This is a genomic window from Paraflavitalea sp. CAU 1676 (assembly GCF_029223285.1).
Lineage (GTDB): Bacteria > Bacteroidota > Bacteroidia > Chitinophagales > Chitinophagaceae > Paraflavitalea.
In genome coordinates this window covers 189,632-215,438 of the sequence record NZ_JARHUJ010000007.1, presented here as the reverse complement: position 1 = coordinate 215,438, position 25,807 = coordinate 189,632, and the positions used below count along the sequence as shown (strand labels likewise).

At 44.0% G+C, this 25,807-nt stretch carries 29 protein-coding genes; 6 read left to right on the top strand and 23 right to left on the bottom strand.

Going from position 1 to position 25,807, the window contains the following annotated elements; genetic code table 11:
* Positions 1-777: 777 nt before the first annotated feature.
* Positions 778-2,139 (bottom strand): hypothetical protein, encoded by a 1,362-nt coding sequence (locus P2H89_RS23315; RefSeq protein ID WP_275831473.1) that lies wholly within the window; start codon positions 2,137-2,139, stop codon positions 778-780.
* 57 nt (positions 2,140-2,196) lie between these two features.
* Positions 2,197-2,781, bottom strand: a complete 585-nt coding sequence (locus P2H89_RS23310) for a cyclic nucleotide-binding domain-containing protein (protein WP_275831470.1) — start codon at positions 2,779-2,781, stop codon at positions 2,197-2,199.
* Between the two features lie 312 nt (positions 2,782-3,093).
* Between P2H89_RS23310 and P2H89_RS23305 the strand changes: the two genes are divergently transcribed.
* Positions 3,094-3,942, top strand: a complete 849-nt coding sequence (locus P2H89_RS23305) for an RteC domain-containing protein (RefSeq protein ID WP_275831468.1) — start codon at positions 3,094-3,096, stop codon at positions 3,940-3,942.
* Between the two features lie 71 nt (positions 3,943-4,013).
* Positions 4,014-4,589, top strand: coding sequence for a hypothetical protein (locus P2H89_RS23300; RefSeq protein ID WP_275831466.1), 576 nt, complete (start codon positions 4,014-4,016; stop codon positions 4,587-4,589).
* A gap of 33 nt (positions 4,590-4,622) precedes the next feature.
* On the opposite strand, the gene P2H89_RS23295 is transcribed toward P2H89_RS23300, so the two are convergent.
* Positions 4,623-4,850, bottom strand: coding sequence for a helix-turn-helix transcriptional regulator (locus tag P2H89_RS23295; RefSeq protein ID WP_275831464.1), 228 nt, complete (start codon positions 4,848-4,850; stop codon positions 4,623-4,625).
* Positions 4,851-5,255: 405 nt separating this feature from the next.
* Between P2H89_RS23295 and P2H89_RS23290 the strand changes: the two genes are divergently transcribed.
* From P2H89_RS23290 to P2H89_RS23275, 4 genes are all read left to right on the top strand, one after another.
* The gene (locus tag P2H89_RS23290; protein ID WP_275831462.1) at positions 5,256-5,675 is read left to right on the top strand and encodes a hypothetical protein; all 420 of its coding nucleotides are present in this window, start codon (positions 5,256-5,258) and stop codon (positions 5,673-5,675) included.
* Positions 5,647-5,994, top strand: a complete 348-nt coding sequence (locus P2H89_RS23285; RefSeq protein WP_275831460.1) for a hypothetical protein — start codon at positions 5,647-5,649, stop codon at positions 5,992-5,994. Before P2H89_RS23290 ends, P2H89_RS23285 begins: the two co-directional genes overlap by 29 nt.
* Positions 5,963-6,544, top strand: coding sequence for a JAB domain-containing protein (locus P2H89_RS23280; RefSeq protein ID WP_275831458.1), 582 nt, complete (start codon positions 5,963-5,965; stop codon positions 6,542-6,544). Before P2H89_RS23285 ends, P2H89_RS23280 begins: the two co-directional genes overlap by 32 nt.
* 383 nt (positions 6,545-6,927) lie before the next feature.
* Entirely contained in the window at positions 6,928-7,767 is an 840-nt protein-coding gene (locus tag P2H89_RS23275) for a HEPN domain-containing protein (protein ID WP_275831456.1), read from the top strand.
* 1,116 nt (positions 7,768-8,883) lie between these two features.
* On the opposite strand, the gene P2H89_RS23270 is transcribed toward P2H89_RS23275, so the two are convergent.
* The 20 genes from P2H89_RS23270 to P2H89_RS23175 form a co-directional block, all read right to left on the bottom strand.
* A complete protein-coding gene (locus tag P2H89_RS23270; RefSeq protein ID WP_275831454.1) occupies positions 8,884-9,843 on the bottom strand; it encodes a bifunctional DNA primase/polymerase in 960 nt (319 codons plus the stop codon).
* A gap of 51 nt (positions 9,844-9,894) precedes the next feature.
* Complete coding sequence (locus P2H89_RS23265; protein ID WP_275831451.1) at positions 9,895-10,446, bottom strand: hypothetical protein; 552 nt, start codon at positions 10,444-10,446, stop codon at positions 9,895-9,897.
* A gap of 101 nt (positions 10,447-10,547) precedes the next feature.
* The gene (locus P2H89_RS23260) at positions 10,548-10,838 is read right to left on the bottom strand and encodes a hypothetical protein (protein ID WP_275831449.1); all 291 of its coding nucleotides are present in this window, start codon (positions 10,836-10,838) and stop codon (positions 10,548-10,550) included.
* A gap of 23 nt (positions 10,839-10,861) precedes the next feature.
* Positions 10,862-11,731, bottom strand: coding sequence for a hypothetical protein (locus tag P2H89_RS23255; protein ID WP_275831447.1), 870 nt, complete (start codon positions 11,729-11,731; stop codon positions 10,862-10,864).
* A 23-nt stretch (positions 11,732-11,754) separates the two neighbouring features.
* Complete coding sequence (locus P2H89_RS23250) at positions 11,755-12,855, bottom strand: VWA-like domain-containing protein (RefSeq protein WP_275831445.1); 1,101 nt, start codon at positions 12,853-12,855, stop codon at positions 11,755-11,757.
* Between the two features lie 11 nt (positions 12,856-12,866).
* On the bottom strand, positions 12,867-13,865 hold the full coding sequence (locus P2H89_RS23245; RefSeq protein WP_275831443.1) for an ATP-binding protein: 999 nt from the start codon (positions 13,863-13,865) through the stop codon (positions 12,867-12,869).
* An 89-nt stretch (positions 13,866-13,954) separates the two neighbouring features.
* Positions 13,955-15,763 (bottom strand): ParB/RepB/Spo0J family partition protein, encoded by a 1,809-nt coding sequence (locus P2H89_RS23240; protein WP_275831441.1) that lies wholly within the window; start codon positions 15,761-15,763, stop codon positions 13,955-13,957.
* 11 nt (positions 15,764-15,774) lie between these two features.
* Positions 15,775-16,350 carry a hypothetical protein gene (locus P2H89_RS23235; protein WP_275831438.1) on the bottom strand — a complete coding sequence of 192 codons (576 nt, stop codon included), beginning with the start codon at positions 16,348-16,350 and terminating at the stop codon, positions 15,775-15,777.
* 42 nt (positions 16,351-16,392) lie between these two features.
* Complete coding sequence (locus P2H89_RS23230; protein WP_275831436.1) at positions 16,393-16,878, bottom strand: hypothetical protein; 486 nt, start codon at positions 16,876-16,878, stop codon at positions 16,393-16,395.
* A gap of 11 nt (positions 16,879-16,889) precedes the next feature.
* A complete protein-coding gene (locus P2H89_RS23225) occupies positions 16,890-17,258 on the bottom strand; it encodes a hypothetical protein (protein WP_275831434.1) in 369 nt (122 codons plus the stop codon).
* A gap of 642 nt (positions 17,259-17,900) precedes the next feature.
* Positions 17,901-18,953, bottom strand: a complete 1,053-nt coding sequence (locus P2H89_RS23220; protein ID WP_275831432.1) for a hypothetical protein — start codon at positions 18,951-18,953, stop codon at positions 17,901-17,903.
* Between the two features lies 1 nt (position 18,954).
* Entirely contained in the window at positions 18,955-19,794 is an 840-nt protein-coding gene (locus tag P2H89_RS23215) for a DUF4138 domain-containing protein (protein WP_275831430.1), read from the bottom strand.
* 32 nt (positions 19,795-19,826) lie between these two features.
* The gene (gene traM, locus P2H89_RS23210) at positions 19,827-20,996 is read right to left on the bottom strand and encodes a conjugative transposon protein TraM (protein WP_275831428.1); all 1,170 of its coding nucleotides are present in this window, start codon (positions 20,994-20,996) and stop codon (positions 19,827-19,829) included.
* On the bottom strand, positions 20,993-21,355 hold the full coding sequence (locus P2H89_RS23205) for a hypothetical protein (protein WP_275831426.1): 363 nt from the start codon (positions 21,353-21,355) through the stop codon (positions 20,993-20,995). Before P2H89_RS23205 ends, traM begins: the two co-directional genes overlap by 4 nt.
* 3 nt (positions 21,356-21,358) lie before the next feature.
* The gene (gene traK, locus P2H89_RS23200; RefSeq protein ID WP_275831424.1) at positions 21,359-21,976 is read right to left on the bottom strand and encodes a conjugative transposon protein TraK; all 618 of its coding nucleotides are present in this window, start codon (positions 21,974-21,976) and stop codon (positions 21,359-21,361) included.
* A gap of 18 nt (positions 21,977-21,994) precedes the next feature.
* Positions 21,995-23,011: a conjugative transposon protein TraJ gene (locus P2H89_RS23195; protein ID WP_275831422.1), complete on the bottom strand. Its 1,017-nt coding sequence runs from the start codon at positions 23,009-23,011 to the stop codon at positions 21,995-21,997.
* 11 nt (positions 23,012-23,022) lie between these two features.
* Entirely contained in the window at positions 23,023-23,643 is a 621-nt protein-coding gene (locus P2H89_RS23190) for a TerB family tellurite resistance protein (RefSeq protein ID WP_275831420.1), read from the bottom strand.
* On the bottom strand, positions 23,640-24,275 hold the full coding sequence (locus P2H89_RS23185) for a hypothetical protein (RefSeq protein ID WP_275831418.1): 636 nt from the start codon (positions 24,273-24,275) through the stop codon (positions 23,640-23,642). Before P2H89_RS23185 ends, P2H89_RS23190 begins: the two co-directional genes overlap by 4 nt.
* Positions 24,272-25,096, bottom strand: a complete 825-nt coding sequence (locus P2H89_RS23180) for a hypothetical protein (RefSeq protein WP_275831416.1) — start codon at positions 25,094-25,096, stop codon at positions 24,272-24,274. Before P2H89_RS23180 ends, P2H89_RS23185 begins: the two co-directional genes overlap by 4 nt.
* Positions 25,097-25,108: 12 nt before the next feature.
* On the bottom strand, positions 25,109-25,795 hold the full coding sequence (locus P2H89_RS23175) for a conjugal transfer protein TraI (RefSeq protein WP_275831414.1): 687 nt from the start codon (positions 25,793-25,795) through the stop codon (positions 25,109-25,111).
* Positions 25,796-25,807 lie beyond the last annotated feature (12 nt).

Here is a 25,807-nt window from a genome sequence, read left to right as displayed (position 1 = left end):
TTGTCTATGAAAATAACCAACGCTAACCCAAAATTGACAATGTTAGCCCTCAGCCATGAGGACCATTTGTCGTCAATAAAAAAACAGGCTAAAGCAAACGCTCCAAATGTAAAATTGAACCAGCCAACTAATGTATATGCAAGATTCTGGCTGGAAAGTTTAGAAAATAATCTTGCGAGAATAATGAGTATTGTAGCAGCAATTAAAAGGATGCGAAGAATTATCAGATTGTAGGAAATGTAAGGCCAAGTATTGCTTGCGTGCCCGTAATTGAACGCTAGTAACACTATCAATAATGCAAATCCCAGATTCCAGTAGATCACCTCGCGAAGATTTTTCACATTCACGCTATCAATTTTTAGATAAGATTCCATATTGTTCATTAAGAAACTCGAGCCAGTCCTGCCGAATGGATTCCGGAATGGCATAATATTTTTGAAATCTCCTTACAAAAATATAGTCTCCACCTCCACTAACTATTACTTTTACTGGCTTGGAATTTACGTCTAGAAAGCTCATTAAGAACGCACTGTTTAGGGATAGCGGTTTATCGGTGTTTAGGATAATCATTTTGCTTACGAAAGTATTGATCGCTTGATGGGGGAGGAGACGGCTGTCCAAGTGGGCTAGCGTATCTTCAGATGCTTGGTATGCTGTCCGATCTACGAGCTTGTAAATTCTCCATCCGGTTAGACTGTCGAGTTGTTGGCAGTAAACACTCTTTAGCCCTATACATAATAAGAATAACAATGAGAGGGATTTGGTCATAATTTAAGTTTAGTTACATACACCTTTATTTTCGTGTTTTCCCGTAATGGAACTTGGCGTCATATTCTGAGTTGGCTCCATTTCCCGAATATCTTGACCTAAGTCTCCCGGATTGAAACCTCCCCCGTTCATCCAGGTACCTCGAGTGGCTGGAATATTGACTCCCGCACTTGCAAGGGAAGCAATTACAAAGGAAGTGCAATTGTTTAAATTTAAGTCATATTGAGCATTGGCCGTTAGTGAAATATGATCCAAAACCGCAAAGAATTGGCTGCTCGTAACATTGATTGCCAGTCTGACGTCGAATTCCCGGTATTGATCGTTGTTCAATTGGCCTGCCGACCTCGGGGAGTAAGGATTTACGCTTTCCATTGGATAAAACCCCACATTTCTTATGAAAGAATTTCCTGCTCTGTTTTGACTGAGGATCAAAAACGCGTGACCCGTGTAAACTGGGTTTAGGTCATTTATATAGGGATTTATGGGGTACCATGGGTGTCTTCTCCCAGGGCTAGGTTGAACTACACACACCGTAATTTGGTACTGATTTTCTTCCCCTGGAACATTGTCGAAGCAGTTAAAATAGCCTTTTATATTATTAATAGGACTATTGCCTCCAAATAAGGTAATAACTGGTTCTCGCGTAAGATTGCCTGGGCGTATAAGACCGCCTCCACCACTTGTTTCTGGTATAAGAGGTTTGTCATATGCAACAGGGGAAACTATTTCAGGTGTAAAGTAGCATCCAATCAACTGAGAATAGGAGTAACCCTTAGGGTCCAATTCTGAATAGTTAAACCCTTCTAAATAGATGCACTCATATTTGGCATTTGGATTGGGGATTGGAGCTTCAAAAAGCAATTTCCCGTTGGCTTCCTGTTTGTATACTGCGAGTTTTTCACCCTGCCAATTTTCCGCCAAAATAAAGCCTGAAAACTGCGACTCGGGAGTGTATTCAGCGTTTGGGATATAGGTTAAGCGGACTGCCTGCATACTATTTTGTGTGTCCCGATATATAAACAATTTAGATGTCTGACTTATTGAATACGCATATTCGGCGCCGGGAATATGCATGTATGCATCTTTTTCAAATTTTAAGGGGACCACAATTCCTTTGCCAACTGGGGATTTTACGTGTGTCAGCTCTTTCCAAATCGGCATTGGTTTTTGCTCCGTACGCGGATTTCTTTGAATTGGAGGTTGGTTTGTTGAGGGTAATTGGAGGGAGTTTTGTACTTCATTTTCGAAGAAATAGCGGGCCTCTTGCGCAAATGATGAAAGTGAGTCAGTTTTGCGTGCTTCTTTTTTACAGGCGTAAAATGAAGCTGAAATTAGTAAGCCGAATAGTAGCACCTTCATAGTTTGGTTCATGGTATATGATTTGACGAGTTAGGAAATCACCATTTCAATTGGGTACGGTAATTTGCCTTAGTTGTCAATCTTTGGATGCGAATGCCTTGCTTTGATCTTGCTTAACGTAAATTCTGAAATATCCAAGTAAGAAGAGAGGTACTTAGCTGGCACGCGTATAGTAAGTTCCGGGTGTTTAGTTAATAACCACTCGTACCTTTCCTCGCCTGAGCGCATTCTGATTGAATAGAGTTGCTCGCCCCATAACTTATGATAGAATATGGTTAAAACACGACCAACGAAGTTGAATTCAATGTACTTATTGTATATATAGGCTAGTTCATCAAAAGTTATAAAAAAGATAGTTGTATGTTCCAGGGCTTGAATTGCTTCGTAACTCGGGCTTTGTGAATAGAAGCTATCGATCGAGAAGACGACATCGTTCTCCTTCATAAACCAAGACGATACCTCATTGCCATTTTTTTCATAAAAGCATCTTAATAGACCGCTCTCAATGAAGCAGACCTGGCTGCTAATGTCCCCGATCTTTAGCAAGTATGCTTTCCTTTCTATTGTTCTTCGCTTGATGATTTTTCTCAAGTGTATCTTTAATTCCTCCGAAAGGGGGAATATAGAGTTGAGGTAGGCAATAAGCAGGTCCATAAACGGAGGCCGTTTTAGGTTAAACAATGGTTGAGAATTGTCAAAACGGTATGATGGAGTGGGGTTAGTCGATTCCTACTCTAATATAGTAAATAACACTAACGGATAGTACAAACGATAAATAAATTATTCAGTTTTTTACCTGCATTAACATTTTACTGATGGAAAAGTCGGAATTATGGGTAAAATAAGATGTTTTTATTGGCATTTGCCAATTTCAGGTATTTGTAACCTTTATAATTTCACTGTATAACTCAAGCCTGTCGAAAACCGATACTAAACCATATACGTTAACTAACAAAACCCACTTTTATGGAATATAGAAGTGAATGGCAGTCGCTTTATGAAGCCCTAGTTGAGGAACTGGCTGTATTAAGCAGGTCGAAGAAGCCCCATTTAGAAATGGTTTCCCAAGCCGCCGAGGTTTGCTTTTTAAAGATGGAGGCCTTGAAGGCAACAATTAGGGAGTACCCCTTTGTAGATTCTTGCGAAGAAATTTATTTCTTTCGTGAAGTAAAGCCGCAATTTCATTCTTCTCTAATCTATTATGACAAGGTGCACCTTTTTGAATCCGAACGCCCCCAAGGAAAAACATCAACAGTTGAACAGTATATTTCTTCCCATGAAGAGGATATATATAGGTTCTACAGGCAGCATATTGAGTTCTATAGATACTTTAGAGCTGGATTCTCCCATTTGGATGAAAGGTATTTTACCCGTAAAGGATCGAATTATCCATTTTTTGGATACAGACAGATTGATACAGACAGAGGTTTCACAACCGACAAGGATTACATTGTATCCCGCATTTTAGCAAATGATCGACTTTCTCAGTATTACGAAGCAGTCCGGACCAATCAGAAGTCTCCAGAATTACTCGCGAAACCAGGAGATGACTTGAATTCGTTGATGCGGTGGACTCATACAAAGGCAGCTTTTGTAGAATGGGTATACGGGATAAAATCAGTAGGAGCTATTAATAATGGCAGGACTAGTCTGCAACAGCTTTTCATGCACTTAGAGTCTTTTTTCGGCATTGAAGTCGGAAACTTTTCCCGGATTATGCAGGATATTCTGGCACGTAAGAAGTCTTTTACCGCCTTTCATGAGGAGTGCATCGAAAGCCTCAATGAGTTCCGTGACAGGATAGAGGAAAAATAGTATTGGTATGAGTCATTCAATGTATAATGTATGTGGAGTCTACTTGGGTTAATTTATTAAAAAGTGTTTATATGAGAGGTGTTTTATCAATGTTTTTCTCCATCGTAATTTTGCTTGGGGCCTGCGAGAGCGGGAATCTGACCGCGGTAAAGGCTGAGACCTTAATTAAGGAATCTGGGAGGTATCCTCAAGAAGAATTTGTAGAATTTGAGTATGGAATAGTAGCTTATCGGTATGACTCATTGCCACCTGAGTACTATAAGATTCAACATCAGAAGGGCGTTACGATTCAGGCTCTTGGAAAAACCGGGATGTTTACCTCGTCTTATGTATTTAATGTTGAATTGACGGATGTGGGTCGGGGATTTCTCCGTAAGGAAGATCCGAAGCCTCGTCGACAAGGTGACCGAGGCTTCCTTTATAAGGGGCGCTTTGTAAGCTGCGTTCAGAGGTTTGGGGAGGTTTTAAGTATTCATGAGAAGCCTGGTATTAACGAGGCGAATGTGAATCATACAGTTTTGAGAGGTGACTTCTCGCCATTTTGGACTATAGCCAATAAGGAAGCATGGAATAAGAATGGTCAGGATACCATTGTTAGAAAACGGGTAGTATTTTATAGGACAAATAATGGGTGGATGTTAAAGTAGATGATACTTATCTGACAAGGTTTAGGCTAAGTCTCATCCTTTTTTCGAAAAGGTATTAGGCACTAATAGTTCATAAATACTTACCTGCAGCGCATCGGCAATTTCATACATAGTAGAGATTGTTGGTTGATTTACATTTGAACACCATTTGGAAACAGTAACTGCTTTTACGCCGATCTTTTCGGCCAACCATCCGTTACTCTTTTCTTTTTCGTAAAGCACCAGTTTTATTCTATTGTATCGTGTTCTTTTTGGCGGCATGTTAGTCTGCTAAAGGATTATTCTTAAGCAACTAACGCAAAAAAATTAACTCCACGCATTTCTCTCCTACGACAGGTATGTAATATATCAATTTGGTATTTTAAGTATCATTCTGTACCTTTAGAGGGAAAAAATAGCCTTTTAAATGATTTTGTTGGACAGTTCTTAATTCTTGCTATAGTTTTGCGAACACAAAAGACATTTTAAGCGTGTTTGCTTTATTCTCGTGTTGGAAATTACGACCTTCTAAGACTACGGGAAGTAAGGTAAATCGCTCACGTTATTGACGTGGGCGTTCTTATTCGTAGTCAGGGCGTCGTAACCCTCCAACACAGTAAGGACCAACCCACGTCATTTTTTTTGGCCCTTACCTGCAATTTTATCCATCCACAAAAATTGCTGTGTATGTGCGACCTTATCAACTCAACCGGCGACAAAGCCGATCAGTCCGCACTCCCTCAATTTGATTTTCCCGCTATCGCGAACGGTGACCGCAAGGCCTATGCTAGCTATTGCGACTACTTCTACAATCCCACCTTTTCGATCATAGCACGCTTTTCAGGGATTCAAGACCCGTACATTCTTTGCCTTCTTACGGAATCGGTATTTCTCCAACTCTGGGGCAACCGGGATGATTTCCTCCAATATAGAGGCGGCTGGCTGTTCCGAACTACTATGCGGATAACGATCCGCTATCTAAAAGAACGTGGCCACCATGATCGTGTGCAAAAAATATTAGACGTTATTGGGGAGGAGCACATCTCTCGCTCCATTGAAAATCAGATAAACAATAGCCATGAAACCAGAAAAATTAGAAATATCTAGCCAGCTTCGGCGGCTTTCAGAAGAAGAGCAAAAAGATCCGCAAGGTGTGATAACTGAGTTTTTCATGAATTATCACCTGAAGGATCTTCGGGAGGTTTTGTGGGAATGGCTATGCTCTGGCTTATGCCATGACGGAAGCTGGTTCCAGGATGGTTTGGATCGCAGTAACTTGATATTCCTGTATGAGAACCTCGAAAAGTTGGCCGAAGCCGCTTATCTACTCCACCGAAAATCGGTCCCAAAGAGCCAGACTAAACGAAATTCTAAAATCAATAATAAGAACAGTCATGTCAGTAAAAGGAAAAAATCAATTCATTAAAGCGCCAGTAAGCATATTGCCAACCGTTCCGCTGTCTGCAAAGGCAAAGAAGGCAAAACTCGAAAAGGTACAAGATCTTCATGTGCCCCTATTAGAGTTAATATACAAAGCGGATGCAGACCGCTCAAAGCGCCCTACTGTCGGCAACTCTCTGGATGCCTTCGAAATATTTCTCGTGCAATGGGACTGGAACAAGATCGAGCTGGTGAAACAGCTCAAGATTCTCCTTTTAACCAACGCCAACAAGGTCTTAGGGATTTCGGAAGTTGCTACCGGTTGTATGGACAAGGCGCTTTTCGACCCGAAGTTCATTTTTTCAGCAGCCTTACTATCCGGGGCAGGGAAAATAATTTTGGGTAACAACAATACAAGCGGCAATGTAAAGCCTTCCCGTGAAGATTTTAATGCAACCAGGTCTTTAGCCCTTTCCGGCCGGCTAATGGGTATCGAAGTGGTGGATCACCTGATTTTCTCAAAAGATGCATGGTTCTCTTTCGCCGACAATGGGCTTATGCAAACTGATTTCCTGGGTAAAAGTAGACCACTATGACTATGCAATGTAAAATGCCGATAAGGGGTCGGGCACCCTAGATGCCGAGTTTTCATCCAACTACTTTTATTTAGTTGCCATTTTGCGAAGCTCGCTGGCTACCGCTTTTTAGCGGACCGCTTCGTCCCAATATTTCAGACGGCATTTCCTGTCCTGCTCCACGGCAAGTACGCTGTCTCAGAAAAAGGTTGGTTTTGCCTGTTGCAAGCTGTCAGCCTTGCGGACGGAACGGATTACCGTGCCCGACTGTATAAATCGCATATATCGGTACGTGGTATAGTTTCGTCTGTATGTGCTTAGCGGGACAGCAGTTTATACCATTCAATTGAAATGAGGGACAAAAACAGGAAAAGTCCAGCTGTTGCAAACATAAAACCACAAAAATGAAAAAATCTAATAACAAAACGATCGATCCGCCGCAGGATTCATTCCGACTTTCTCCATTAGAGCACATTGTCGATATCATCCTTAAAGAGGTACAACCTGAAAAAATCTGTCTCCTTTACAGTACCACATACGAAAAGGATGGCTGGCCGCTTCATGTTAGAAACATGTGGGGGGCCTACGCTTTCAATATTGTGGTACTTGTTAAAGGAACAAATCGTCGATTTGAAGATATTCACGCTAATATTAGAGAAAAGTACAAGGCGGCGACTCCGTTGAATTTTAACATATTCACGGTTCATCAATTCAAAATGGTATTGAAGGATGATGAAACATTAACATTGCGGTATAAGGAAGCGTGCGTGCTTTACGACGTAAAAGATAAGGCGAGAGGGTGGCCTGAAAGCGCAAAATTTTGCGTTAAGGATAACTGGCTGGTAAGAATGCGGGAGGATATAGAGATGTATTACTATATGGGACTTGACTTTCTGAAGAATGCCCAAGCTCATTTGAAGGCAAAATCGTATCGGGTGGCGGCTCTTTCACTACATCAGTGTATGGAGTATTTCATGGCGGGATTGAATTTGATGGTTACCGGGTACCGGGCCTCCGTTCACAATATTAATGAACTTCACCGGTTCGCGGCTGCTTTCCTTCCCGAGGCGTCCACTATATTGCCACATCATCATGGGCGCCAGCAACGAATTCACCAGATAATTTATCGCGCATATGTGGCCAAGACTGAACCAATACCAGTGGCGGAATTATTTGCGCTGGTAGCAGAGCTAAACAATGTTAATAAGACATTGCGGGGACTGCTCATTGGATATGATCGGTAGGCGAAGGCAATGAGATTTAGGTGACGCAAGGCTTACCTATTGCTGTAATTTCTAGCGTCTCCTTTTTTGTTTTGTATAGAGATAGCCAAATGAACTAAAATGCAGGCACCACTTTAAACTATATGTATCCATGTAATATTGAGTTTGAGCAGCAATTAGGTCAAAAGTTGTATCTTCTTTTAGGCCAAGGAAATGGTCTATCCTAAGTTGGTTGCTGCATCCGATCTGTTCTGCATGATGCATCAAGTAATGAAACTTTCGAGGGGAAATTTCCAATAATTCCGCAACTTTCATAGCAGAGATTTGATTCAATCCTTTGCCGAAGATATCCTTGAAGTACCTGATTTTACCTCTCCTAATTAAGGCTTCAATGTTGTTATTATTTCTCACACGGCAAATAACGACAAAGTCCCCTACAAGGCAAAGTATGGGATAGAACTAATAAAGTGATGATTTGTCACTTTTGATAGATCAGAGCAACCAGGTCTCCTGGAGCAATGTCAAAATACGAGGCGATTCGCTCTATTTCCTCCAATGTCATTTGCTTGGGATTACGGATCAGCCGAGTCATCCGATGATTATTTGTACCGAGATACATAGATACAAGGCTTTTCGGAAACGAATTATAAATAGCAGCATAGCTATTGATAATCCTTGACTCTACCAGCTGTTTCACCATTAAATATCTAGGGTCTCGATCCATAACGTAAAGCTAAAGAAATTAGGTTCAAATGACAAAATATTTAGCATAGTATTTGGTAATTGATCGAACCCTACCCAGTCCGGGCGAAGCCCGGACTGCCCCCCCCGGGTGACCTGTAAGGTTCTTTGGTTGCGGGAATTTGAATTGCAAGAATATGGAGTCGAATTGTCATAGTTGGTTGAGAAGTGCCTAAGAATCGATCAGAGTTACAGTGGGATGTTCTGAAATTCTATGTAGCGGAACAAAATAGGAACACGAGTCATAAATCTGCAAGAGTGATTCTGAAGTGATGATGTTGCATTCTTTGTTAAACCAGGGTTCACTAATTAATGTCTGCACCCAAGGCCATTGAACTATTACATATATGATAGGTTCAAATCTTATTTCCTTGTAATTCATATCTGATTTTGAATTTATTGAGCATTATAATAGGGGACTCCATACCCAAGTTTGAGCAGCTTTTTAGCTGCAATTGAAAAATCTCCTTGACATTCCAGGAAACAGAATATGGCATACGGACGGTATGCTTTTCGAGGTTTAAAGGGGGTGTGAGGGCTAAAAACAGTCAGGAGTTTAAGGGTTGTGTGGTAATTCCCAGATGTGATATGGTTGGGAGTGCCGGGTCGGCTAACATAAATACGAGGGCCAGTTTGTCGAACAATGCTCCAGCCGTGGGATAGAAGAAGTTCAATTGCATCGCCTGAATTGTCAAAGTCGTCAAAAGGGCTGCCTACATAAGTGTTTCGAGGTTGTAGATTGAAAGGCTGTTGATCTATTAGGGGAGCGCCAAAGCTCTTGGCGGTATTATGAAGCAGCGTTCTTTCGGATATTTCAATTTTGGGAACATCGGGAAAGCTTCCTTGAATAAGTCTATATCCGGGTGTGGGTGGAGCTATAAAATAGGCATTTCTGCCGCGGGTTTCAATCAATACTCGTTTTTCATCGGGGAGATGCAAAGGAGTTTCTGAAGGAAGCGCGGAAGTCTGAGCCAGGATTACGGATTCGTAGTCATAAGAAAGGAGGTAAGGGATATGGTAGCCATTATTGGGAGTGGTGATAAGCGTAAGGGTTCGGGCATCGACAGGGGATTCTAAACAAAGCTTGCCCCAATATCGGGTAAACAGTGTGCTTTGAGGGTCGTTTTTCTGATCAATATCCAGGACTTCAATCCCATTACTTACTAAGCCGCATACAATAGCTATTCCGTAGGCTGAAGGGCGGTTAAGAAGCCGCTTTAGAGTAGACTTGGACATTCTTCTAGTTTGGTATTTGGACCACTTGTGAATAGGCTCTTTTCCGGAGTTGACGACAACTATGGAGTACCCACGATCCAGGTACGCGCAACCGGCATTAAATAGCAAATTTCCATTCATGTTTTATAGAATTTGTTTGGCGATAAAATATCGGAGGGACCCGTATGGTGGCTAAAACTGTGGTTGAATGGCTTCGAAAGGAGCTGTAGGTTGGAGGATCATAACCTCCTTTTGCTTTTTTAGGGCTTCTACTTGTCCTGCGCCGTCCAAACCGATGTAGTTGAATGCTTCAGTAAATGGTAAGAAGTCCAAAAAGGCATAATGAAAGAGGATTTCATGTAATGCAGGTTGATACTGTATGATGTAACCATAATTTCCCAGTTGTTTTGTAATGTCAATTATTTCGCTCCCGAAGCCATTGATGTTCGCAAAATGTGCAGCCACCGACCGATCGGTGGAGAAGGATAAATATTGAAGACCTGGATTGGGGCTGATCATGGTAACAGGTTCACGTAGTATGACACCTCGGTACAATAGGGTAGGCCGATATTTAATTTTCGCCAGTAAATTTTGGGCGACGGAATGGATTGTTGGCTTGTGGAGACGGAGATACTGGTCTGCTCCGCCCGGAAAAAATGGGACCAAAGCGTTTGCGGCCCAGTTAAAGTAATAAGCAATTGTGGGATCCATTCCTTTAAGGGAAACGGTGAACTGATTGTCCATCGTGTCTTATTTTTGATTTGTGTTCGAAAAGTCTTTTGTGGAAGAAGGGTAGCGGAAAAGGAGGGAGAGTTGCCAAGGATGTGGACAATCAGGTATGGGCCTTACCAATAGGGCCCTTCTTCATACATCTCGTATAGTGCTTCCTCTGCACCTTCATAGCTTTCGCAGAATGCAGTCATATGCTGGAAAGGGACCATCCATTTTGTTTTTCCTTCTTGAAGTATTTCTACAATGAAACACCAATCCGTGTAGATATAGATGCACTGAACATCTTCGTCGGAATATGTTTGTAGGATATCCCTCCATAAGTCATCTTTCAGGCACTCCACATATTGGAGTGGAGATTTGAGCTTTTGAAAGGATGGAAAATCCAAAATCTCATTGTCATCCATTTTTATTATTTTTTAGATGAGAATTAGGCGTAGACTTCAGATGGGGCATTGTCAACCTGGAAGTAGCTGGCGTACCTGTCAAGGAGTTCCTTCGCTTCTGTGGCCTTTTCGTTTCGGATGGTGGCACTTGCGCGAAGGTTTTCCGGATTCTCAAAGAGGTGTTTCATATCCCTGATGACATTATTTACGTCTTTGTTTCCAGTGAAATTTAGACGGGGAAGGAGTTCTGTTAGGTCTTTAAGGTTGTTCATTAGAGAATCGAAGATTTTGGCTTTGTCAGCTGAAAGCCTTTCGACTATGAGGGAAACGGCCTGGTAGATGCGCTGCCAGATTTCTTGGGAAGCGTTGTCTATCCGGGCATTGAAATCCTGATAGATTTTTTCTTTGAGGCTATTGATCTCGCTGGCATTCATTTCTACGCGGAAGTCGTTCTGGTCGGCAATAGGCGTGACATGGAGTGAAACTGTGAATTTTTCTACCAGCTGCGATACTTTCGGATAATCGTTTTCATTGTAAAGATCATTCAGGCGCATTCTTGCCTTGATCTTAAGTTCAGGGTAGACCTTGATGAAATCGCTGGTTGCCTGGCTGTAACGTTCCTCTAAAGGCCGGAATCCTTCAATGAACTTAAAGTAGTTGGTAGCAGGAAGCAGACGGTCGCCAGTGTCGCTCCAGGGAAGGGTTTGTTCGCGTAGGAAATTTCGGATTTCATTGGCGATGGACTGAATGGTACGCAGCTCGGTATCGCCCAGCAAATTCTTGTTGTAATTGCCGGCATTGTGAGCGGAGTGTTCAGCTTCAATTTCCCGGGATACTTTTCGGTCTAACTTTTTTCCAGTCCATTGACGGATGGTGATGTTGACCAACATGGCTTTTTCTTGTAATGATTTCATTGTTTTTGTTTTTAAATGATGAATTAATCAATTTGTATTACTTCGCCGAATGGCGGTTCGAAATCATAGTCACCAAACTTTACCCAGAGTACTGGATAGTCTGGCTCGGTTTCTGGAAAGTTGTAGCAGATACCGTCTGTGAGATAAAGCAAGGCTGCAGGAGTGTCTCCGCTTTCTTCGATAAACTGGAATGCCGGTCGGAAGTCTGTGCCACCTCCGCCAATGGGTTGGAGGCTCCAGTTGTCGTCGGGATCGAGCTCTTGGATGCGTTGAATTTTGGTGTCAACATAGATGGTGAGAACGGTTGACTTTACTTCTTGTGATATGTCCCTGAGTTCAGCGGAAAAGGCATTGAGCTGCTCTTCACGAATGCTACCGGAAGTATCCAAGACAGTTATTAAGTTTCTAATGGAGGGCTGGGACAGTGATGGGAGGTAAAGGCCGCGAGAGAGGTAGCGACGGTTGCATGTTTTCCAGGTATAGTCTGTGGGCGAGCATTGGGTTAAAAAGCGGTTGAGTTCTGCTTTCCAGTTGACCTTCGGTTCAAGCGCTTTCGAAATTAAGAGTTCCACAAACCCCGGAACTTTTCCGGCGGCTTTAGTTCTCTCAGTTTGAGCAGCACGGATGATTTCTTGTTTTAGTAAGAGCTCATGAGCTGCTGCATTATTTTGCTGAGGAAGATCGTTGACATCTCCGATCCTGGGTGCGCTTGAAGATGCCCTGTTATCGTCCGTAGGTAGTTCCCGGTAAATTTGTTCTGCTGTTTTTTTTACATATTTTTCTTCATATAAGTAATCAGGAGGGAGCTTAAAGCCCGCATTCAGGAGAATGGGGTTGATAGCATAGTCGGTGGCCTGGTTCCAACGGCTTTCCTCACGGCCAGCCCTACGTAAGTGGTGAAAGGACACTACATGAAGGACTAGGTGTGCTAGTATTCCGACTATTTCTGCGTCATTGTATCTATCAATGAAGGCGGCATTGTAGTTGATTGTCAATCCATCGACGTTTGTGGTTTCAATTGCACTTGATTCATTGTAGGATAGTTGAAGTGCGATCGATGCAAAAAAGGGTTGAGTGAGAATAAGGGAGATCTTAGCCTTATGTATTCTTTCTGAAGTTGTCATTGTGAGTGTATTTAAGCGAACAATGCGGTATTCTTGCTGGCCCATTGAATGAAGGCAGTATTGTTGCTAATTGCTTTATTGCGTTGGGACGCTTCGACAAGGCAGGCGATGGATATTTCCGGTGCCAAACGACCGATGTAATCGATAATAGGGGTGATGGTAACATCGGATATCTTTCTGGATAGAGCTGTAGCGATGGCGAACTGAGCGCTTGGAGAGTTGGGAATAGTCGTAGTTTTCGGATTTGAGATCACATCTTCTACGGAGGGTAGTTCCCGGAAATGCTTGAGGAAAGAGATGTATTCGGCAGCAAATGCTTCTCCGGCAGCCCCTGTGAATACCTCGGCTTCTAGTTCTTTGTCAAGGTTTGCATTTTGTTGAACGCCGATTGCTGCAATCGTACGGGGAGAAGGTGAGTTGGTGAAGTCCTTGCTGGCGACAAATGCCTCCAGGTGATGCGGACGGAATTTGACAAAAGCAATAAGTTCAGGGGGCATGTTGTTTCGCAATGCCCATTGTACCCAATCATCCACATTGACTTTTAGTTCTACGATTGATTTGAAGCGCGATTTAACTGGTTCCAACATACCGGAAACGCCTGCTTTATCTTGCCGTCTGTTGGTGGCAGCTATAAACTTTACGTGTTCACTTATTTTGTGACCATTGATCTGGCGGGCGAGTAGAAGTTGCATACAAGCTGCCTGCACAGCTGGGGTAGCTTGACCAAGGTCATCCAAAAAGAAGGCGGTCGGTTTCTCGGCTATTAGTAATGCATGTAAATCTCCGTAAGGCAGAAATTCCGCAATACCGCTATCGGTGGGGAAGGGAAGGCCCTTGTAATCGGTAGGGTCAGATACGACGGGATGGGATAAAATGAGATGATGGTTGACGGAATTTGCTGCTTGTTCGACGATATCAGATTTGCCGATCCCGGGTGCACCGGTGATTAAGACGGGGAAATTGTTGTGGATGGCGAATACTAGATAATCGTGTAATTGGGAAGGTGTCATAGCTGTGGTGTTATTGTGATGAATAAAAGTGTTAGAAATGCAAAAGCCCCAGGACAATGTCCCAGGGCTTCGCTTTTGGAAGGCAGAAATCAGCGTTGCAATGCCTTCCGGGTGGTTTTTCGCTTCGAATTTGCCCGATTGGTGCGGGTGTTATTTTTCGGTTTGGGTATATGGGACTTTATCTCCGTGAGTCGCTTATTGACATTGTCTTGACGTTGTTTAGCCTTAGTTTGTTGGTCTTTTTCAAAGGTGGCGATGGGGATTGAGGAAAACTGTTCTGCCAGTGTTCGAAGCATGAAACCTCCTAAATCGTTTGGTAAATTGTCGTGATACCGGTCCATAATGATTTGGAATACCAATAGTGCCCGGAATTCTTTGGTTGTTTTGGCGAGGTTTTGAAAGTATTCCTTACGATTGGTTCCGGATTTCAAAACGGGTAACCTGGCAGCCTTTTCAATTACTGATCGACTTCTTGTAGAGAGAGTTTCAATGAGGACATAGGTTAGTAAAGCGTCGAAGGCCGGAAGGTATCGTTTAGGTACCGTGTTGGCTTCAGGTGACTGAACTATAGCTTCGGAGATTCGTTTTTGTACTTTTTCGGCATCGAGTTGTTTAGCTCGAATCTCATTGATTTCTATACGATTTATTTCGGATTGGATTTCTTCGATGCTGGCAGCGTCGGATTTGATTTTGTCTTGAATGACCTTTGTTGGAGTCTTGGTTTCTTTTGTAATGTCTTTGACAAAGATGTACGAACCTGCCGGGCGGCTGCCGGGGGATTCGACAACAAAGGCTTTTTTATAGATACCGGCTTTGAGCTGTTTTTCAAAAGATTCCGATTGGAACGAATAGATTTCGTTCGCTGACTTAAGTGCTTTATCAACATTTGATTTACGTTTTTTACAATCGGATTTGATTTCCTCAAGGTTGGGCGGTTGGGGTTTTTTTATTTCTGAAACATCGTGGTCTATGTGTTTGACGCTGTGCCCATCCTTTTTTAGGGCCTCTACGCTATTGGGTATCCCATAGTGGGCTGCAAAGACTAGCAAGATAGTGGGGTCGGCTTTTGCTTTAGCCAGTTCTATACTATAGTAGGTGGCAGTTTTTTCTTTGAAACATTTCGGATTGTTGCAGCGAGGCGATTTTTCGTCTTCGCTGAAAAGTGAATAGATCCCGGAATTGAATGGGCATTTAGTACAAGCGCCTGCCTTTGGACACAGATTGGGATCTGCAAGATCAAAGATTGCGTGGGAAAGTAGACCCTTGTAGATGCTTAAACCATTTGTGTTAATGGAAAGGGGTTGGTTGGGTGTAACCTTGTCTGGCGGAGTATCGACTTCATTCTCGTAATAATCTTCCTGTGAATCCTCTGACAGTGTACAGATACGTAATGCCAACGATAGCGGGATTGCATTTTTTCGAAAGACAATCTTCCATTTATCAACCAGGTTGTTTAGGCTTAGTTGCTGGCGGATGAACTGGGGTGTCTTTCCGTAATGGAGGGCCAGTTCATTTTCATTGGATTTGGCCAGGTTGATGTATTTCTGAAATGCCTCTGCTTGTTCCATGGGATGGAGGTTTTCGCGCTCCATATTTTCAACGATCTGCATGCAGAGGACAGTTTCGTCATTGACATCGCGAACATAGGCGGGTATTTCTTTTAATCCCAGCGCCTGAAAGGCACGAGTTCGACGTTCTCCATAAATGAGCTGGTAACCTTTGCCGTCCGGCAGGGGTCGAACCGAAATAGGCTGCAGGAGGCTATTCTGTTGAATAGAAGCCTTCAATTCATCAAACTTTTGTTCGTTGAATTCTTTGCGTGGCTGGTTAGGATCACGTTCGATTTGATCCACTGGAATCATTTTGGTTTCATAAACCGGAATGCTTGTTGTTTCCATTGATAGAAAATTTAATCGTAAAAAGAAAAAGTGGTTTGTTGAGAAGTTGGTTTGTGTGGGGTAGGTGTGAGTGTTTGGGTAGTCGTTTCTTCTTTTTGCTCTGCCTTTATCCTGTCTTTGACGTACTGGCGTCGCTTGTTATAAATGAACCGGCGCAGGTCGATCAGTTTCCTGTTTTGTGATTCGTTTAACTGCCGTGGTGCTTTTAGTTCGTCCCAGTGATCTTCATTAAACCATTGTTGGGCGACAGTACAACCCACATGAATGTAGATTTCTGTCCAGTCATGGCTCATAGGTGCCTCCAGAGCGGCAGTTATCATAAAAGCGACGACTTCTGGATAGCTGGCTAGTTCCTCATGAGTCATTAGGGTCATCATGCGTGCGGAGCAAATGATACCACGTAGGCGTTGCGGGATACTGTCGGCCCAATGGATGCAGTGTGTGATGATAGGTGCTGTCAGTACGTCCATGAATGTGAATACAAAGCCATCGTGTTGTCGTTTGGATGGCTCTTTAGGATACTCCGATAATTGCTCGGCTACCTCAAATAGTTGAGGGGAGCTAACCGATAGCGATTGCTTTTTCATAAACTCATTTTTGGGAGAAAATATGCACTAGCGAAGTTTTGACTAACGCTGTTTAAGAAGGAAGACAAACATCTTTTTTAGCTTTAAGACAATCAATTCATCTCTGCAGGTCAAGACTGGGTATCGTTTTTCTTCCCAATCAATAGCGACTAGTTGCCACCTATCTGCAAATTGTGGTTCGCAAGGGAGGTAAGTTGAGGTTGAGCCTTCCATTTGCTCACTTTCCGGTTGCGTAGAGAATGATTGAATGAGCGTGTTGTGTGGAAATCCAATGATGGTGAGTTCGGTGTCGTCCTGAACAATGGGTCTGCCATAGTTAAGATAATACCAAATGTAAAACCTGTTTACTTGTTCCACAGATCCGTAGTCAGAATTCAAGTCGGTTGCCATGCGCAAAAAGTCCGTTAGCTCAGTTTCCGTAAGGTTGAGTTCTTCGGCTGCATAATGATGGACTAAATGTTCGGGAAGATTATTTGGCAACGCTGTAAATTCTTTCCGAGCGATTTCTAAGAAGTGTTCGATGTTCATATTTGTAGGATTTAATGATGAAAGATTGGATGGTTCTGTTTTGCAAGGGCGATCACTGCATCCTGGTCCCAGTAGGCTGCTCCCTGCCTAACCCTTCGCGCGTAAGAGCAGGCGTCGTAATCTTCGTATTTGTAGAAAATGGCAAGTTCATGTGAAGTACCAGAGCTGTGAGGCGAAGAAGCAATAAAGAAGTAGGCTCCTGAAGGTGGTGGCCCGTACTTGCGTACGAGTTGATGGGCGTAGGTATCGCATTCGAGTAATGCTATAGTCTGCCGTCCGCCTTTCTTTTCCGGGTCTTCGTTATAAGGCGCAGGTCCGATGGTGAGATGTTCGTTAGGAGTTTCGTACATCTGTTGGATCGATAAAATGGGAATCTGCATAATCTTTAATTTGGATTGGTTGATAGTATTTGGTTTCGGATGTTGTCGTGGCGGTAGACAATACTTTGCTGATATATAATTTCTCCGATAAAGCATTCACCGATTTCGTAGAGAGGTGGGCCATCTATGGCATATATGCCGAATTCGGGAAAGTCGGGAAAGACAGTTGGGTTGAATAGGGTAGCACAAAAGAGGAAGGCATCGACGTTGTTGTCCGAAATAGCATTATTGTGCCCCCTTTTGTCTAGGAAGTTGATGTTGGTTATTCTTTTGGGATTTAGGAGTTCGCCCGTAAAAGGGCAAATGGGCTTAACCCATAGGTAGTTTGGAGAAAAGTTCATGGTAGTTATGTTGATGAGTAATGTTGTAAGTCACTCCCCACAAGGGGCAATGATTGGTCACTACACCGCGCCGTCCCCGACGTCATGCCCCAAGGACCAAATGATGGCCCTGAGCGAGGCGGAACAGGGGGCCGCTGAGGGCGGAGCGTAGCGGAGCCCTCCTGCGCGGCACCCTGTTCGTGTTTGTCCTTGGGCATGCCGGCGGAGGCGCGACATTCACCAATCATTGCCCCGTTTGGGGAGTGATCTGTAAAAGGAAAGCGGCCCGAAGGGCCGCCTTAAATCGATATAAGGAGAAATGTTAACGGAGGGATTGGGAAAAAACAGGCTTTAGAATTTGTGCCTGTTCCATCTCTACAATGTTTTGCGCCTGGCGAAGCTGAGTTGCAGTGTCGCGTAGTAAGGCAGGATCTATTAGTTGGTGGTTGGTATTATAAGCAAGAATCGATTGTGTGTAAGGATCTGGAACTAATCTTATTTTTTCGGCATATCCATTTATCTCTGCGGTTATTTCTTTTTCTCCGGTGGCTTTAAGAATTTCTTGTATGGATTTTATTTCCTGTTCATTCAGATTCAGAAATGATAGATTTCTCAGGGCGGATTCAAGATAGAATTGGTAGGGGATAAGGGTTTTTGTGATGCGGTCCAGTAGTAGCCATTGATTGGGGATATCAGCAACAGGAATTGCCTGCCCGTTGATTAGCCTGGCTGCTTCTGAGGCTGACCGGTTTTGATCGAAAGAAACCCATTCTGCAGAGCTGCGGGTAAAAGTGGATGCCTTTTTACTGCTGGCCTCGAAGTTGTCGATTTTGTATTGATCGGTGCCATGTATTTTACTGAAATGCAGAATAAAATCGGTGTTTGGATTTCGGACATCGCAATATCGAACATGGAAGCGAGGCAGGTCCTGTGCCATCATTTTATTAAGGGGACCGTCAATCGCATGTACGAAACCCATTCTTTTGAGTTCGTCACTAAGGAAATTGATGTTTGATTGCCGGGTTGTTGCTTTGACGGATTCTCTGAACAGTAAATGTTGATTACGTATGACTACAGCACGAAAGATTTTCCGAAGAAAAAGAGGGAGCCTTCCATAGAGAAGGCTCGTTATTATGCCAGGGCGTGTTTGGCGGTTGAGTATACGAATTTGGTGGCGTACGTAGGTTTTGGTTTGCCTTTCCTGGGGCGTGAGTTTTTTCCGGAAGGTTTTAAGGACGTCCCGATAGTATTGTTGGGTTAACTCCGCCGCCCGAACGTCTTTGGCCTTATAAGGATTTTGAAGCAGGTATTGGATTTCCTGCTGCGCATGCGTGAGTAGGGCATCGAGGATTCGGTTGGCGGAGTTTTGTTGCATGTTAAAGCTTTTGTGCTTTCAGGAAATGCCTATTTCTGATGGGGATGTTAAGTGGTCGGGTACCATCTCTTTCCTCCAGTTCCAGTACCAGGTGTTTATTGGGTGGAAGGCTGGTGAGGGGGATGGCAACAATCCAGGTTGCTTTGGTTTTACCGGAGAGTTGGGGCAACGAATCTTGATACAATGGGGGTATCGATATTTCCTGAAGGGATGTCCTTCGGCTTTTCTTGTCGTCCTTAAGCACGAGCCGCATCCAGTTTACCCTTAGCGGTAACGTGGCCTTATTATGAATATTGAATTTCAGAAAAAGAACATTCTCGTGATAGAAAACACCTTGCAGTGAAAGTGCAGCTTTGTAGGCTCTTATTCGTGTAAAAAGGGTGTTACCCGATACCCTGACAAGGTTTGCAAGGTTTTCCATGGTTTCAATATTTGCTTTTTCAGGAGTAAGAAGGAGCGGTGTTGAAGCATATGGTGCATTGGGAATGGGCTGCAGCCGCAGATCGTAAGCTGGGACGAAGGGGCGTTCCTTGTAGGCCACTTCGAAAATATGATAACGACCATCCCGGGTGAATACATGAAGGGTGGTAGTATCCATTTGTGGACTGGAGGCTTTGAGTTTAAGGACGTTTTCGGCCCATTCAATTTTTATGCCCAGCAGTTTATCGTTTCCTCTGTCAGCATCGAGGATGGCGTGAGGAAAAATAACGACTGTGGTGGCTTTGTCCGATACCACAATTTTGTAGGGAGAGACCTGGTATAAAGTACCAGTTTGGGTAATGGTTTGCGCGTTCAGTTTAGCGACTATGAGGGTGATGCAGAAAAGAATGATGTGTTTCATGATATGATAATTTGGGTTTAATGATACTTGTGTTATTGAAGGTAGACGAGGTGCCCGGCTTTTGCGGTGGCACGGACCATAGTGGCCTTGCGCGTGAAAAGGGATTTGGCACCTTGGATACCAGCTGAAACTGCCTGGCCTGCGAGCCCGGGATCTAGGGAGCCTATTCCGATAGATTGTATGGATCGGGCAGCGGCGTTTTTAGCTTCATCACGGGTAATGGCGCCTGGGGCGGAAATACCTTCAGTGCCATGGATGTCATAGACGCGCAGGTCTACAGGAAAGAATGTACCGCGTGTTCCGACCCGGCCGATAGATACGAGAATGCGTTCGTTAGAAATAGTACATTTCCCTTCTACGAGTGTTTGTGCAGGAATTTCTGTCTGATCGACATAGATGGGCTCCAGAAGGCGCAAGAGAACGGTGGATCCACTGACGATGGTTTGGTCGCCGTGTACTATGGCTCGGATGGCTGCTTTTTGGCGCGATATAGTAATCGGTCTTTCTGAAAGTCCATAAAAGCCGTTCTCGTTGTTTGTTTTGGGACCCGGTGTCCTTGAGACGGTCCGTGCTTGTAGGGACGAGTCGTTATTTTGAGCGTTGGGGAGGTCTGTTGTAGCCAGCGGTTCTTTGATGCGGATGATCTTATCCAGCATTTCATTTAGGCGCATCATCTCTGGATCAGGTTGTGCATTGGACTCCTGAAGGGCGCGTGCCATTTGCTCCAAACGTTCGATATCTGCGGACCTTTCTGATCTTAAACGGTCAGCGGGGAGGTTGTTGTTGGGGGTACTTTGGCCACTGGCTTCCAGTTGTTGCATGATTTGATTGAGTTGGTCATTGACTCGTCGTTCCTGGTCAGCCAGACTAGCTTTTTTAGGTTTGTCTGAAGGATAAGCGTAATCGCGCTCCGGCGGACCTGGGTTAAAAAATTGTGGGACTTTTGCTACCTGCGTGTCTTTTTTTTCTGCGGCTGAGTCTTGTTTAGCCTTCATGTAGAGTTCCAGTTTGGTCTTTTCGCGATTTTTAATCTTCGGTTGTGGAACTGTTTTGTCGAAATTGCTTACTTGGGTGCTGTCGCTGGTGACGTTTTCAGCGGGTGCAGAGAACTGTGTGTAAAGCAGCAGGATCACAAGAATTGGGACAAGGAATAGGATGGCGAGGACAACGAACTTGTTCATTTTTTTGGCTGTAGGCTTCATTGTATAGGTTTTTGTGTGGATGAATCAATGTCCTTTAAGTTGGTATTAGGTCTTCGATTGGAAAGACTATCAGGTAGGGCGATATCCTTTGTAGTGACGATAGTGCCGGGGGGCGTTAATTTGCTTCTGGCCTGCCAAAAGGTGGCCAGTTGCGAGGCGTGCCAGCCCAAAAACAAGATCGCAGCAAGGCTATATATCCATTTGCGTTGTTTGAGTGTAAGCCTTCGGTCAAGAGAGCCCATTTTGCGGGCAAAACTGTGTTGGAGACGTAGTATGCCTTTGGCGAGTGCCGCTGAGGTTTTGTTGCTTAGCTCCTCGGACGGAATCGTCTGCTTTTTTCGTTGGGATCGAAAGATCATAGTTTATCGGTTTTCCTGGTCAATAGTATTGTTTTCAGTTACCCGCCAGCGCTCGATGAGCAGACCATGGGGATTTTCACGGGAGGGTAATACTTTGCGGATGGCGCCCTCGGAGATAATGGACCTTGTTGTCGTTGATGTTGGACGCGTGATGCGCAGTTTGCCGAAATACCGGAATCGCCAGGGGCTTGAATTGAGGTCCACGGTAATACTATCTGCCTCCACTTCCTGGAAGGCATTGGCGGAAGTCATTGAGGAATAGTAGCCTGCCTCTCTGAGGTTATTGTACTCGTTGGCGGCGGATTGGTCGGCAAGAAAGAGCGCGCGGTTTACGGACTTTTCCAGGTTCTTATCGCTCGGTGAAATAGTATAGAAGTAGCGATGGAACACTTCTACGTGGTCTTGAATTTCGATTGGATAATAGCGGTCACGAACGTCAGCAAAGGCATCGAAAATTTTTCCGTTGGCGATCACATATACCTTTTGTTCATTTTTTGATTTTTGGCTTTGGTAGAAATAAGCAATGGCAATGCAAAGGGCGAAAGAGCATGCGATGGTAAGTCCAGTTAGGAGACGGACGTATTTAAAGGCAGTATCGATGTTTTTTAGGCTTTCAAACATAGTAATGAGTTTTGTGGGTTAGATCATGGCTTTGCCGGCAGTCATGACCAGAGAATTGGTTTTGGAAACAATGGCATTGCCACCGGTTACCTGAACTACATAATTGGCAATAGAAGGGACAGAGAAATAACCTATAATGCCAACCACAAGGAAGATCATATAGGCGATATCAGTTTGTCCGAATGCGCCAGCGTTACCTGACCCGATATCTCCGATATCAATTTTCAGCATTTCGGCCTGTATGCGAGAGAGCATAGCGCCCAAGAGATTGGCGATGGGCAGCCACAAAAAGACGTTGATGTATCGGGTGAGCCAGGCGATAAATAGTTTCTGAAAGCCGTCGTATACCGACAAGCAGAGTACAAAAGGCCCCAATAATGCCAGTATGATCAGGTTGAATGTTCGCAGTGCGTCAATGCAGAGTACAGCCGCGTAGTACAAGATTTGCAGTAGGACCGAGAGCATGAGTTTTACCAGAAAGCCAAGGGTATTGTTGATGATTCCGATTGAGAACATAAAGGCTTTGCTAAAGGACATTCCCTCATTGTCCTCTTGTTGTTCGTATTTCTGCCATTCTTCATTGCTAGGCGGTAGCCCTCCTGCCATATCGTTCCATTCATTGTTGCCAGTGATCGCATGCATCCGGTGTTCAAGTAAAACCTGTACATGGTTATTGTACTTGCTAACCATTGCCTTGGTAGCGATTTCGGTGGGGGATAAAAGATCGTTGAGTAGCGAGACCAAAGGGACGTAGAGTGTAATGGCGATACAAATCGCGAAGGGTCGGAATAGGGGGTAAAAGTCGATGGGCTCTGCGGCAGCAAGGTGCTTATAGATGCGTAGAGCGATGTACCAGAGTGCACCAAACGCGGCAATGGTCTGGGAAATTCCGAGTAGATCGGACGCCATCGGAATCATATCCCGTTTTACTTTGTCCAGTACAACGTGGAAGTTCTCCAAGTTGGCCTGAACCTGAGCGAAGATTGGCAGCGGCAAAAAGGCGACTATCAGGGCAAAGATGATTGGCTTTTTCATTGTATGTTTTGTTAATAGAGGGATTTAAGTTTGTCAAGGTCTTGTAGGGTTCGGTTGCGTTGTTGGAAGAGCAGGGCGGCTTTTTGATTAAAGTTTCTCAGGAAATGCGATTTTGTTTTGATGTCTTCGTATATGCGGTTGATCGCGTCGAGCCGTTCAGCATCGTTCATGCGGAGCTGATTCGCTGTTATCACCAGGAGTAGTTCTTCGAGGTTCTGCACGGATCGTTCCAGAATGTCGGAGCAAACGGTTTCCACGTACTGTTGTTCTGCGTCGGAGAGGATTGTCTTAGCATTTACCGAACGAATGGTCTTTTTCCCCAGCTGGAGGATATCACGTTGAATGTTGATGATTTCAACTATGCGGTGGTATTTCTGCACGGCAGGGCTGACCTGGTAGAGAGCATCCAGAAAAGTTTTGTGCAGCGAAAAGTTGCCTTCTGAAAGCGATTTAATTTGCTCGTAACCCTTTGCCAATATTTGGTAACCCTCGTAAAGCTTGGTCAGGGTCTGCCGGATCTGATTGAGCTTTTGAAGGTTGAGGATGAGTTGCTGGAGTTCCTGTTCCTGGGCTTTTGCCGGCGGGATGAATAAGGTCAGGCCGATAGAGAATAGGAATAATAGCTTTTTCATGGTTTTTCTACATTTAGCTGGCGTAAGGAATTAATGTCTTTGAGTGACTGTTTTCGAATGGATAGCAGGCTTTCGCAGGATGAGCGAATCTTTAACAGCCATTGCTTTTTCTCCGATACACGGGTAGATACATAGGCGATTTGTCGCAGTCGTTCATCGTCTTCCATTTGGAGTTTACCAGAGGATAAAAGTGTTATGAGCTGGTCCATATCATCTTGCAATTCGAAGCGCATGGAGGAAAGCTGCATTTCGATAATCTCTTGTTCGGGTGGTTGGAGTGACTTTATCCTTTTTTCGAGTCTTCTGGATTCTGCCAGAATTTCCTGGTAGGTTTGTTGGATTATTCGAACATCATTAGACTCACGTACTATGGTTTTGACGCGGTATTTCTCAGACAGGAAAAAGTCATGCAGGTTAAAATCCCCGTTTTTGATGTCCGAGATGAGATCAAGACCGTCATGGACCAGGTTGTAGCCGTCTTTTAGCGTCTTCAGGTAGTACTGGAGTTTGGCGATCTGCAGCAGGGTGTATTTTGTCTGCGTTTTTTTCTGCCGAAACCATTCGTTCCAGGTCTGGGCGGATGCCGATAATCCGAATGGGCTTATAAGTATTATGATAAAGCACTTTTTCATAGTTTTTTGCTTAGAGATGGTGAGGTAGTTGTTTCGGCAGCTATGAGTTGGATGGCCTTTTGTGTGGTGTAGAGTTCTTTCATGTGCTCCTTCAGCATGTCGTATTTGGGGAGCTTCATGTGTTTGGCGCGTATCCACAACTCTTTTATTGGACCGACAGAGGCATGGAGAGATTTAAGATCAAGGCCGCGGTCGTCCGGGTAGAAGGCAATGTGAAATCGGATCTCAAGAGATGGCATATCGGATTGCTTGAGGGTGCTGCCGAGGACCATGTTGATCGTGGTGGGGCGAATGACCCCATTGTTTAATACTTGCGATTTGATTTGCTTTGAAAGGTTTGTGGGGCTTATATAGCCACCGATGGTCAACCATTCGCCCAATTTTGAAATTTGATCGTCTAGTTTTTTAAGTTGAACCTGATGGCTGGCAAGTGTTATGGTTTCACTAAGGGATTTCAGTCTGAAATAGATGTCTTGAGATGGCCAGAGGTCACTTCCTGTTTCGACGGGAATTTCCAAGACGGTTTTGTTTAAGGTGGCAGTGACCGATTGGAGTTTTAGTTGTTCCGTATAAGAGTTGAAAGAATAGTCCAAAGCAAAATGCACTTTGTCTTTTCCGGCGTTGTAGACTCCAAAGAGATTAAGTTTGATCTTCTCGTCGTCAAACAATGTTTTGTCTCCGTCCAGCGTATGTTGAACAGCTTCTTTGAGGTCTCGGAAATGGGCGTAGGGAGGTAGATTGTTACCGAGCGCCTTTTCGCTGTACCCGTAATTTTCTAGGTAGTGTACTTGTTCTCTGACAATAGAATCGAGCCGTTTCATGATGTGCAGATTTTAGTTAATGCCATAGAGGGATTTGAGAGTCTGGATTTCGGACACGGATCTTGCCCGTTGGAAGCTAAGCGACCGGTTTCGTTGGTTGAATTGACGCAAGGCAGTCAGGTGGTTATCAATTTCTTTATTGGTTTTGCTGATGGCTTCGAGCCTGCCTGCATCAGACATTTGAATGGTGAAGGATTTCATGATGGAAACAAGTCCACCAATACTTCCGATACTTTCTTCCAGGATATTTGCGTAGACCCCGAACATGTAATTGCGCTCGTCAGGAGAGAAGTTGGGATCTTGCCCTACAATTTGGTAGGCTCGTTTGTATTCTTCAAAAAGTTGCTTTTGCTTATTGACGACTGACTTAAACTGCCGGTAGTAGGTAATGGCGGCTTTTACTCGCCATAGTTCATCGAAGTATTGTTGATAGAGCTCCTTTTGCCTGTTTGTCCAATCCGCTATTTCGTTCAGTTTTAGTTTCGAGAGTATGTTCTCTATTTCTTTCTGGACGTTCTGAAGGTCGAGCGTGGCGTTTTGTATCCGTTGTATTTGCAGGTCAACGGCTTTAATGATCTTCTTACTGGCTTCCTTTACTGCTTCAACAATAGGGTCCTGAGCTTCAGAGCGTCCGGGAGCGAGAAGGCACATAAAAAGGCCAAGGAGTATTGCGGTGATTGGTGGCTGGAATTTTTTCATGGTAAAAATTTG